Origin of the sequence: Aureisphaera galaxeae, assembly GCF_028561275.1 — a bacterium.
Classification (GTDB): Bacteria; Bacteroidota; Bacteroidia; order Flavobacteriales; family Flavobacteriaceae; genus Aureisphaera; species Aureisphaera galaxeae.
In genome coordinates, this window is record NZ_JAQQTF010000004.1 from 385,352 (window position 1) to 396,235 (window position 10,884).

At 39.8% G+C, this 10,884-nt stretch carries 14 protein-coding genes and 1 tRNA gene; 7 read left to right on the forward strand and 8 right to left on the reverse strand.

Annotated elements, in window-relative coordinates:
• The first annotated feature begins 132 nt into the window (after nucleotides 1-132).
• From rpsF to POV27_RS06750, 4 genes are read left to right on the forward strand one after another with little or no spacing between them, the layout of a single operon-like run.
• Nucleotides 133-471, forward strand: a complete 339-nt coding sequence (gene rpsF, locus POV27_RS06735) for a 30S ribosomal protein S6 (RefSeq protein WP_272861980.1) — start codon at nucleotides 133-135, stop codon at nucleotides 469-471.
• A 3-nt stretch (nucleotides 472-474) separates the two neighbouring features.
• On the forward strand, nucleotides 475-771 hold the full coding sequence (gene rpsR, locus POV27_RS06740) for a 30S ribosomal protein S18 (RefSeq protein WP_272861981.1): 297 nt from the start codon (nucleotides 475-477) through the stop codon (nucleotides 769-771).
• A 15-nt stretch (nucleotides 772-786) separates the two neighbouring features.
• Nucleotides 787-1,239 carry a 50S ribosomal protein L9 gene (gene rplI, locus POV27_RS06745; RefSeq protein ID WP_272861982.1) on the forward strand — a complete coding sequence of 151 codons (453 nt, stop codon included), beginning with the start codon at nucleotides 787-789 and terminating at the stop codon, nucleotides 1,237-1,239.
• Nucleotides 1,240-1,295: 56 nt separating this feature from the next.
• Nucleotides 1,296-1,769: a DUF6495 family protein gene (locus POV27_RS06750; RefSeq protein ID WP_272861983.1), complete on the forward strand. Its 474-nt coding sequence runs from the start codon at nucleotides 1,296-1,298 to the stop codon at nucleotides 1,767-1,769.
• Here POV27_RS06750 and POV27_RS06755 read toward each other — a convergent pair.
• The 4 genes from POV27_RS06755 to POV27_RS06770 form a co-directional block, all read right to left on the reverse strand.
• Nucleotides 1,766-1,888 (reverse strand): hypothetical protein, encoded by a 123-nt coding sequence (locus tag POV27_RS06755; protein WP_272861984.1) that lies wholly within the window; start codon nucleotides 1,886-1,888, stop codon nucleotides 1,766-1,768. The genes POV27_RS06750 and POV27_RS06755 overlap by 4 nt on opposite strands.
• Nucleotides 1,889-2,203, reverse strand: a complete 315-nt coding sequence (locus POV27_RS06760; RefSeq protein ID WP_272861985.1) for a YbjQ family protein — start codon at nucleotides 2,201-2,203, stop codon at nucleotides 1,889-1,891.
• Nucleotides 2,204-2,314: 111 nt separating this feature from the next.
• Nucleotides 2,315-2,977 carry a hypothetical protein gene (locus tag POV27_RS06765; protein ID WP_272861986.1) on the reverse strand — a complete coding sequence of 221 codons (663 nt, stop codon included), beginning with the start codon at nucleotides 2,975-2,977 and terminating at the stop codon, nucleotides 2,315-2,317.
• Nucleotides 2,978-3,057: 80 nt separating this feature from the next.
• Nucleotides 3,058-4,299, reverse strand: coding sequence for an ABC transporter permease (locus POV27_RS06770; RefSeq protein WP_272861987.1), 1,242 nt, complete (start codon nucleotides 4,297-4,299; stop codon nucleotides 3,058-3,060).
• Between the two features lie 162 nt (nucleotides 4,300-4,461).
• Here POV27_RS06770 and hisS point away from each other — a divergent pair, with 162 nt between their 5' ends.
• The 3 genes from hisS (at nucleotide 4,462) to POV27_RS06785 (ending at nucleotide 6,509) form a co-directional block, all read left to right on the forward strand.
• Nucleotides 4,462-5,844, forward strand: coding sequence for a histidine--tRNA ligase (hisS, locus tag POV27_RS06775; protein WP_272861988.1), 1,383 nt, complete (start codon nucleotides 4,462-4,464; stop codon nucleotides 5,842-5,844).
• Nucleotides 5,845-5,850: 6 nt separating this feature from the next.
• Nucleotides 5,851-6,297, forward strand: a complete 447-nt coding sequence (locus POV27_RS06780) for a DoxX family membrane protein (protein ID WP_272861989.1) — start codon at nucleotides 5,851-5,853, stop codon at nucleotides 6,295-6,297.
• A 138-nt stretch (nucleotides 6,298-6,435) separates the two neighbouring features.
• Nucleotides 6,436-6,509 (forward strand) — tRNA-Met (locus tag POV27_RS06785).
• Between the two features lie 85 nt (nucleotides 6,510-6,594).
• Here the strand turns inward: POV27_RS06785 and POV27_RS06790 are convergent.
• The 4 genes from POV27_RS06790 to POV27_RS06805 form a co-directional block, all read right to left on the reverse strand.
• On the reverse strand, nucleotides 6,595-7,578 hold the full coding sequence (locus POV27_RS06790; RefSeq protein ID WP_272861990.1) for an RsiV family protein: 984 nt from the start codon (nucleotides 7,576-7,578) through the stop codon (nucleotides 6,595-6,597).
• A 337-nt stretch (nucleotides 7,579-7,915) separates the two neighbouring features.
• Nucleotides 7,916-9,304, reverse strand: coding sequence for a DUF5672 family protein (locus POV27_RS06795; RefSeq protein WP_272861991.1), 1,389 nt, complete (start codon nucleotides 9,302-9,304; stop codon nucleotides 7,916-7,918).
• Nucleotides 9,305-9,356: 52 nt separating this feature from the next.
• Nucleotides 9,357-10,535 (reverse strand): glycosyltransferase family 9 protein, encoded by a 1,179-nt coding sequence (locus POV27_RS06800; protein ID WP_272861992.1) that lies wholly within the window; start codon nucleotides 10,533-10,535, stop codon nucleotides 9,357-9,359.
• A gap of 48 nt (nucleotides 10,536-10,583) precedes the next feature.
• Entirely contained in the window at nucleotides 10,584-10,847 is a 264-nt protein-coding gene (locus POV27_RS06805) for a hypothetical protein (protein ID WP_272861993.1), read from the reverse strand.
• Nucleotides 10,848-10,884: the final 37 nt, after the last annotated feature.

The window sequence follows — 10,884 nt, forward strand, 5'->3', positions numbered from 1 at the left end:
TAAAATGAACGTTTTATCCTTACTTGTAAGAAAAGCTGAAATGTTATACCGTAGGTTTGATTATTGGATTTATTGTAGTACTTTTGCACGCTCTTGGCAAAGTGCTGAGAATCATTAATTAAATTCATTTACATGAAACATTACGAAACTGTTTTCATTTTGAATCCCGTTTTATCTGAAGAGCAGATAAAGGAAACAGTAAAGAAGTACGAAGATCTTCTCGTTTCTAGAGGTGCCAAGATGGTATCAAAAGAGGACTGGGGCCTTAAAAAATTGGCTTACCCGATCCAACACAAGAAAAGTGGTTTTTACCATTTGTTTGAGTACACCGTAGGTGGTGATGCTATCAACGAATTAGAGGTTGAATTCAGAAGGGACGAGCGCATCATGCGTTACCTTACTGTAGCTTTGGACAAGTACGCTGTTGCTTGGGCCGAAAAGAGAAGAAACCGTAACAAACAAAAAGCATAAGGTATGGCATCTATAGAACAACAAGCAAAAGGAAAGAAAGACGGAGAGATTAGATATCTTACGCCTTTAAACATTGAGACTACCAAAGCCAAGAAGTATTGTCGCTTCAAAAAATCCGGTATAAAGTATATTGACTATAAGGATCCTGATTTCCTTATGAAGTTCGTTAACGAACAAGGTAAAATCTTACCTCGTCGTCTAACAGGAACTTCCCTTAAGTACCAACGTAAAGTAGCCGTTGCTATTAAAAGAGCGCGTCACTTGGCACTTATGCCATACGTAACCGATTTGTTGAAATAAAAAGCAGATAGAGATATGGAACTAATATTAAAGAAAGACGTAGAGAACCTTGGCTTCGCAGATGACGTAGTAAAGGTTAAGAACGGATACGGTAGAAACTACCTAATCCCTCAAGGATACGCGGTGTTAGCAACTCCATCTGCTAAGAAAGTATTGGCAGAGACGTTGAAGCAACGTGCATTTAAAGAAAAGAAAATCGTAGAAGACGCTCAGAAAGAAGCGGATAAATTAAACGGTCTTGAAATCAAGATCGCTGCTAAGGCAGGAGAAGCAGACAAGTTGTTTGGTTCTGTTACCAATGCAGATTTGGCCGCAGCTTTAGAGAAAGAAGGCGTTACCATCGAGAAGAAATTTATCTCCATCGCTGGAGGAACTGTGAAGCGTACCGGAAATTACGATGCTAAGATCCGTTTCCACAGGGACGTGATTGTAGATTTCGCGTTCGACGTAGTCGCAGAAGCTAAATAAGAATAGCAACAGAATACATTATAAACCGCTCAAATTTTGGGCGGTTTTTTATTACCATGAAATACACCAGACTTACGAAGGAGCAGTTGGAAGAACTTCACCAAGAATTCATCAATTTCTTGGCAACCCAATCTATTACGGGAGAAGAGTGGAAGAAAATCAAAAAGGAACAACCTCAAGTCGCCGAAGAAGAGATCGATGTTTTTAGCGATCTCATTTGGGAAGGCGTGCTCAACAAAGCAGAGTACCTTCAAAATGCATCTGCCAAGCAACTATTCCTTTTTAAGTTAACAACTGCACAAATGCATCTTATCATGGTAAAAGTCCATGTTCAGGATGTGGATATTACCACTCAGGAAGGAATGGATTGGCTTCAAAACAACATTCAAAAAGACGGGGTAGAGTTGTTTACAGCTTCTAAGCCTTATGGAGAAGACAGAAACAAAGATGTTTTCGGTCTTATTCAGCAAGGGGCTTCCATCGTAGATGGAACCTTGTACGAAGCTTTTTCAAAGTTTATTGGGAATTAATTATCCCGATCCTCAAAATCCTCTCCTTGCTTTATTTTGATCCGCCGTATAACAAGGTAGACCAAAATAAAGAATATGGCTACATAAATAAGGCCGTATAAAAATAATCCTATATCCATTTACTTAAGTTTTACTGCGGTTCCGTAAGCTAAGATTTCAGAAGCACCCTGCATGATCATGCTGGTGGTTAATCGAACATTGACAACCGCATCCGCACCCAGACGGTTGGCATCTGCCATCATTCGCTGTATGGCTTGCTCTCTTGCATGGGCCTGCAGTTTGGTATATTCTTCAATTTCTCCTCCTACAATGTTTTTAAGACCAGCAAAGATATCACGGCCAATATTACGGGCCCGTACCGTACTTCCTCTCGCAATTCCTAAGGTTTCAGCAATCTCTTTATTGGGAACAGTTTCCGTAGTTGAAATAATCATATGGTAAGAATTTATATTAAAAATGCTCAAAACTAAATGGGCTTACCTATTTGTCGACAAGGCATATGATTACGTTACATTAAGTGAAATCAATATAGGAATAATGGGGGCCTAAGAGTACTTTTCCTTGGCATATTTGGCGTTCAAAAGGATGATATCTGTGAAATCCTGAGGGCTTAGATTAAGGGAAGTCAAGCGAATTTCTACTATTCCTTTCGTAATGGTTCCAAGCACCATTACAAAACCACTCTTGCCTTCGTTCACAACACCAAAATCCACAATATCTTGCCAGTTCACATGATTGCCGAAGTATTCAATTCCATGTCTTCGGATCGAGATCTTGGTTTCCAATTTCATGAAAAAAGATCTATAGGTAAATGTTCCTATGACGAGGAAAAGGACTACCATCCCAACTAAAACACCCTTTTCTAGGGTTGAATTCAAGAAATCCTTGTAGTTAGCTGCGATTAGGTAGATTAGACAGGCAGACATGCCCACAAGTCCTACTTTATCATTTTTTGCACTGTTTTTGAAATTTAACCGATGCGTTCGCCTAGCCGATTTGTATTTTGGATAATGGGACTTCTCGGGTTTTCTGAATTTGGAGCTCAAGAATACTTCTTCCCAATCGTAGGTAGCATATTTTTCATCCACCTCTTTTTGAAACTGCCTCCTGTACTTTTCCAGTTCCTGAGGGTTCCGTTCAAATGTTGAGCAGGACTCTTGGAAATCGGCCAATTGATCAGTTAAAGCACAGAGGAGGCCTTTGTTCAAGTCCTTTTTTTTATGCTTGCAGATTTTGCAATACGATAAATGGTAGTTTCTATTCAAATATGATGAGTTTTAAATATTTTCTATTCGTATCGTAAACTTTCTATGGGATCCAATTTTGCCGCTTTTTGTGCCGGATAAATCCCAGAAATAAGGGCAACCAAGAAACTTAGTACGACAGCCCAGAACATGGCCCCCCATGGGATGATGAATTCCACGTCGAATAGCATGGCAATAAGGTAGCCTACCGCCACACCCAAAATCACGCCCAAAAGGCAACCAAACTGACCGATAACGATCGATTCAATAAAAAACTGGGTCGAAATCGTGGATCGTTTGGCACCAACCGCCTTTCTAATCCCAATCTCCCGGGTTCTTTGCGAAACGGTAACCAACATAATGTTCATAAGCGCTATGGATGATCCCAGTATGGTAATCACACTTATGATCCAAGCGGATATGCGAAGTACACTAGAAACTTCTGCTACAATATTGATAAGATCCTCGCTTCGCTGAATTCCAAAATTGTTTTTCTCCAATGGCTCCAATCGGCGGACATTGCGAAACACTTTCACAGCTTCCTCCTGTGCGCTGGGTAACATAGAATTCTCGTCCACCTTCACACTAATGGTGTAGTTAATATTAGGAGTGGTATAAATACCTCTGGCCACTTGTATGGGAATGACCACTTTTAGATCTTGATTGTTTCCAAAGGAGGATCCCTTGGATTCCAGCACCCCGATCACTTTAAATTTGGCGCCCCGTACACTAATGGTCTTACCTATGGGGTTTTCGACCGTGAATAGGTTTTTTAAAAAATCGGAACCTATGACAGCCACCTTGGAGTTGTTCTGAACATCGGTGACGTTTAATCCACGTCCCAATTCCACAATGCTACCGGTATTCGACAGGTAATGTTCGTTGGCCCCATATACTTGCACTTCGGGGTCCGTCTTTTTGCTTTCATATTTTACTTCTGCGGTAGAAGTACCACGAAAGGAAACCGATGTTTGTGAGAAGGGATAGTCGTAGGTGTCTAAAAATCCACGTACATCGTTGTAGGATATAACTGGATTGATTTTTTCGCGTCTTCCGCCACCACGCCTTTGGATACTGAATTCGTACCGCTGTATATTAAAGGTATTGGACCCCATGGTATCGAAATCGTTACCAAAAACAGCTTCCATGGCATCCACACCACTCAACGTGCCTACCAGGGCCAAAATCCCAAAACTAATGATGAAGATCGTTAGGATGGTTTTTAGCAATTGGCTTCGGATAGATCTCAAAGCAATACGCACGTTTTCACGAAACAACCCGAACATGGAGTGGCCAATTTTATGAGTTAGACTATTGTGGTGTTATAAAGTTACAACTTAGCTATTATTTTAAGATATTTGCAGGGTCTTAAAATTCGTGACCTCGATACAATTCGCTTTGCGAATCACTCGGCCACCAAATTCGGTAACTTAATTAAGGAATATATTTTGTCCAAGAAACCATCCATACCCAAAGGAACCCGTGATTTTTCACCTTCAGAAGTGGTGAAGCGCCAGTATATTATGAATACGATAAAGGAGTGCTTTACAACATATGGATTTCAGCCCATAGAAACCCCGAGTTTTGAGAACAGTGAAACCTTGATGGGAAAGTATGGGGAAGAAGGGGACCGGCTTATTTTTAAGATTTTGAATAGTGGGGATTACTTAAACTCTAAGAAGAAATTTATAAGTGACGAGCTTTACCAAGAAAGAAATAGTAATGAAATCGCGAAGATCATTTCTGAAAAAGCGCTGCGTTACGACCTTACAGTTCCTTTTGCAAGGTATGTGGTGCAACATCAAAATGATATTGTCTTTCCTTTCAAGCGCTATCAGATGCAGCCAGTATGGAGAGCAGATAATCCGCAGAAAGGACGTTTCCGTGAGTTTTATCAGTGCGATGCCGATGTGGTAGGGAGCAAGTCCTTATGGCAGGAAGTGGAGTTGGTACAATTATATGATGCTGTCTTTACCCAATTGGGATTGAAGGGAACCACCATTAAAATGAACAACCGAAAAATCCTGAGCGGAATTGCTGAAGTAATTGGCGAAGCCGATAAGTTGATCGACTTTACCGTTGCCCTGGACAAGTTAGATAAGATAGGAGAGGAGAAAGTAAAGGAGGAGATGTGTTCTAAAGGGATTAGCGATGCAGCTATTGAAAAGGTGCAGCCTTTGTTCGAAGCATCTGGAACAGCTTCCGATAAGCTAGGTATGTTGAAAGGACTTTTGGCTACCTCCGAAATAGGATTGGAAGGGATCACCGATCTCGAGTTCATCGTTAACTCTGTGGACGACTTAGGTCTAGGTTCTACTAGTCTTGAGATCGACGTTACCTTGGCACGTGGACTAAACTATTATACCGGAGCCATCTTCGAAGTAGCGGCTCCAGAAGGCGTTAAAATGGGCAGTATAGGTGGTGGCGGTCGTTACGATGACCTTACCGGAATATTTGGACTGAAAGATGTAAGTGGGGTAGGGATTTCCTTCGGATTGGACCGTATTTATTTGGTGTTGGAAGAATTAGGCCTTTTTCCGGATACGGTATCAGCCACTACGAAGGTATTGTTCCTCAATTTTGGAGAGCAGGAAGGGATGTATGCTATGAAAGCGATAAAGGCACTTCGTGCAGAAGGCGTCTCGGCTGAACTGTATCCCGATGCTGCCAAATTCAAAAAACAAATGACCTATGCGGATCGTAGGGGCATTCCCTTTGTGGTTTTAGCAGGTGACAAAGAAATTGAGGCAGAAACCTACACACTTAAGAATATGGGGACGGGGGAGCAAGAATCCCTTGGCCTAGATCAACTTTCTGAAGCCCTGCAATAATCTACTATGACCGAATTCGAGAATCTGGATAAAGGGATATCGGCCCGAATGAAAAAGATGGGCGTACCAGCCCTACGTATTTCGTTTGCCATCATCTTTATTTGGTTCGGAATTCTAAAACCCTTTGGTCTATCGGCCGCAGAACCTTTATTGAAAGCTACCGTGGCGTGGCTTCCATTTGGATCGCCGGATACTTGGCTTCATGTGATTGGATGGTGGGAAGTGCTTATTGGTATCCTCTTTTTATTTCAAAGAACCACGCGGATAGCTATTCTTCTGTTATTGCTGCAAATGTTGGGAACTTTTATGCCAATGGTGTTTTTGCCAGAAGTGGTTTATCAAAAACCATGGGCGGTGTATTTACCTACTATGGAAGGGCAGTATATCATTAAAAACGTAATGATCATTTCGGCTGCATTGGTTATTGGCGGGACTATAGGGCGTTCGAAATGATCCCTTTAAAATGAGGGTATAACTGCTGTTAGCAAATTGATTTTCTTTATAGCGGAATATCCTTTGTCCAATCTTGAAAAAAGATAGTCAAGTTATTTGCAACAGATGATTTTGTTGTTATCTTTGCATCCGCAATTTGGCGAGGTAGCTCAGCTGGTTAGAGCGTCGGATTCATAACCCGGAGGTCGCGAGTTCAAGTCTCGCTCTCGCTACAAAAGATAAACCTGATACGTTTGTATCAGGTTTTTTTGTTTTCAAAGGGATTGCCAATTTGCAAAGTCATAATTGAATGTGATATTAGAAAAATTTGTTGAAAGGAAAAGATTCGTTTAAAAACAGTTTTAACTCTTCAAATTCAAAACAAACATTTTGTCTGCCAGCTGCAAAAGAAATAATTTCATATTCAGAAAATACAAAACAAATACCTACTTCATTAATATAAAACTTTTCTGGGACTTGAATTTTTTGTTCCCAATATCCATTGTCATTTAGTTTCTCATAGTACTCAAGTCCATTCAATACTTTTAGTCTTTCGATTATCTTTTTTGTTAGCCCTTTTCGCGCATTACCGAGAAAAACATCTGTAAAATAGAGTTCCCTCATGGACTCTAGATTGTATATATAATATAAATGATAAAACTGATCGTGTGCCATTCCAGTCTGATAATATTGCCCCTCAATTTTGTAAGACAGTATATTTTTATCATTAAAGAGTATTTTCATTTTTCGATTTTTAGTACTTTTTAAACCATTACCGAATACTTCTTTTAAATTTTCCTTGTTAACAAACCTTTTCTCTTCTGATATAAATTTATTTCCAACTAAATCCATGTTTTCATTCAAGGATAGATTATTCCTGAATGATTCTCCAAAAAAATCTTTCCCAATTATTGTTTCTAATTTTGATAAATCAAAACCAGAATTACTTTTTATAATCGGCATTTGACATGTCATAGAATAATTAATGACTCCGTCTTTACTTTTGAAGTTGGTGGTATATGAATAATCTTCCTTTATTTCTTTGAAACTAATATCTATATACTCCTCAGATTCGTTTGGTGTAATAATATTGATGTTTTCTACATTGATTACCTCCTTATTTGAATTGTCGGTAATGGAAATTGTTTGGTGAGGTTGCTCAAGTTCCGTTTTGGTTTTGTTGGAGAATCTATCAAAAACAGAAACCCCATCGGCTAATGATCCAAATAGAATAGCAAGAAACCCCAAAAAGGCGAGTATTTTAAGCCAAATTTTCTTGTACCATTTCTTTTTTTTTGCCATCCTCCAAAATATATTAGTTTAAGTTTTGAGTGATTAACCCAATTGAACAAAAAATTGATATCTAAATTAATCAGAAAATTACTTTAAACCAATCTAAAAGTATGCAACCTTATTCAGGATTTCATCGGTTACTCTGAACATTAAATTTTATTTATAAATCATCGTTATGGTGATGGTGCAAATGTGATGGTATGTCTGCAATATCTATATTGGGGTTTTATTTCCAGAAATATTACCAAAGCTTTTACATGTAATATGTGCGTTCACTTAGAAGTATAACCGATAGAGGTTGATGAGCAATTCTCGCTATTATACTTTAAAGGCATTGAATTAGGACCTAACTTTTAATCCCTTTGGCAATACATTCCTGTACCACCTCCCATTCAAAATTCAAGTAGAGATCACTTCTGGCTTGCATGGGATCTTCGGCCGCTCGCATCTTTTCCATTTTCGATTCGAAAAGGACTTTGTTGTCATCCAAGTCCCGTATTAAACTATGGTGTTGTGTGTGGGCTTTATGCTTGTGCTCCTTATGAACAATATTGGAGTATTTATATTCGTAAAAACGGGTGCCCACTTCTCTTTGCAGGAAGAAGAAAAACACGTCTTCATACCCATACTTACCACAAAACTCTTCGTCTATGCCCTGGGTTTTATTGTAGGTGTTCTTCGTTAAAAAGAATACATTAAAATGATTCTCCGCGCGCTGCATTCCAGAAAGGGTTACAAATTTAAAGGCAATGTTGTCGGGGATGGCAAAATGAAGAATGCTATCCAATAAGTTTTCAGGGAAAAGTACATCAAGGTCGCATAGGATAAGCTTTTCCGATTTTGCAAGGGAAACCCCTAAGTTCCTAGCACCTCCTTGATTCCAAACAATATCATCCGTAACCCGAGCCAACGTATAATTGAGGGGGATGTTTTCAGGAATTACAGGAGCCACCTTAGAATGATCGTCCACAAAAACAAAGTGGATCCGTTTCAATATATGTTCACTATAGGAACTATACACCTTGATCAATTCGTTGAGTGGATCTACTTGATCATTATCGCGGAAGAAGTGCACTACGTAAGTTAACTCAATCCCATTGGTATTCCTCGTGGTATTGAATTCGGCGATCTGTTTGGCGTGCTTTTCAGGATCCGCATATGCATCTATATCCCATAATGAAATATTGGCATTGTGAAAACCGAACTCATGTGTCCAGGTCATACGTTCTACACCGAACTTTTCAGCAATTTCCCGAGTGGCGAACTGAATGCCCTTGCTTTCTAGAAAGGATCTATACGTTCTGCATATCTGAACATCTTCGGGATGGCAATCGTTAATCTCGGGTTCCGTCGCCAAAACATTCAGTAGTTTTTTCGATCGTAAACTAAAGCCCCCATTTCCCATTCCCCAAATGGAAAGGGTGCCTATATAGTCATAATTCAAAAAATCATCGGTCCAGCTTTCAGGATTCAGTACAAAACCATCGTGTTGAATGACCAGGACATAATCCGTATCCACATACTTGTATAGCTCTTTGATCATGAACTGGCTATATTCCTCAATGGAGGTAACCGGAGGGATGTTAACCACATCCTTGTAATCGGAAGTCAAGCTGGTGAGTAATTTAACCTCCTTAAAGCGAATCTTTTTTTGGGAAATCTCGGCTGCGAAAATAAGACGATCAATATCGATACAATCCAAGCCCAATAAGGTCACATTATCTAATTGCAACATACAAGAAAGGTGATTGTATTGAACATTGGGTCCTGATTCGTAGTATTCATTATTAGGTCAGTGATATGGAAAGGGACTTTTTTACGAGTGGAATCTTCCTGTATATATGTAACTGAAGTAAGGCATTGAAAGTTTCTCCCAATTGCTCTGGGATATCACCTATACTAAGGGCTTCTTGGTCAAAATGGGTGAGCATGAAGTCCCTACTTTCTTCATCGTGAATCTCCAAGAGATATTCGTTTTCTTTTCCTTGGAATACAATACTTTCGTCTTCCAGAGTAGCCTGGAAATCCCGGTTCTTGTAGTACTGACCAGAAGCATCGGGGTACAAACGGTTTAAAAGCTTTAATAGATGAAAAAACATCTTGTCTGGTTTGGTGTTGGAAAGGCACACGCGATCCTCACAATTAATGATCACTTCATAATTGCATCGGGTAGCACAATGACCTTTCTTTCCCCAGATGAGTTCTACATTTTCGGCAAATGCTCCCCAGCATCCAGGTCCTGTCGGTCCGTATATAGTGAGAATTGGGGTATTGAAAGCCCCTGCCAAATGGGTAATTCCGGAATCATTTCCAACATGGAAAAGCGCCCCGGCAACTTCATCGGCAACTTCATCAATATTCCCGGTTACCAAAACATGGGGAATTCCCTGAGTCTTTAAAAACTTCTCCGGATTTGGATCTTCCGGCCCAACGATCACCTTAGGTGTCAATTCAGGGAAATAGTTATGAATGATGGACATGAGCTCCTCATAGTAGGATAGGGGCCAAGCCTTCAATAAGAATCCTGCTCCCGGGTGAACGGTATAGTAACTTTCAGAGGTTTCTTTTCTTACGAAGAAAGGAAAGGGAGCTTGGGATTTCTCCAGATCTGGAAATACATTAATAATCCCATCCTTGTAATGTTCTATTGCGTGTTGTTTTACCTTTTTATGGGTAAGGTATCGCAATTGCGGAATCTTTTCAAGATCATTCTGAAACCAAGGATAATTTCCTAGTTCTATCACTTCATCGTAATCCTCCGAGTTGATCTTGTTTTCATCTACCACCGTAATATTTTCCAGATGGTTTTCGAAAAGGGATACCAATCTTGGTTGGGTGGCGAAGGTGACTTGAAACTTATCCTTGAGCATGTACAAAGAGGGAACCGTAAAAAAAATATCTCCCAATCCGCCATAACTCTTGTATACCAGTATATTCTTTTTGTGGGTTGCCGTGTCCAACTCCATGTTTCGGTTTTTAATATTTATTGGAAAAATATGGGTACAGGAAATGCTTTAATACCCTCCGTCGTAGTATCCGTCGTCATAATATCCGTCATCGTAGTATCCATCGTCGTAATACCCGTCATCATAGTATCCATCATCGTAATAACCGTCTTCATAATATCCATCGTAGTACCCGTCATTGTGATTCATTTCTTCCATTTCCTCATTATCGGAATCGGAACTACAGGAGATGACAGACACACCAACAATGGTGGCCACAGAACTTAATAATAAAGTTTGTCCGGTTTTCTTTATAAAGACCCTTCGTTTCATACGTTGATTTCTCTTACAATGTTAAAAAATTAATGCG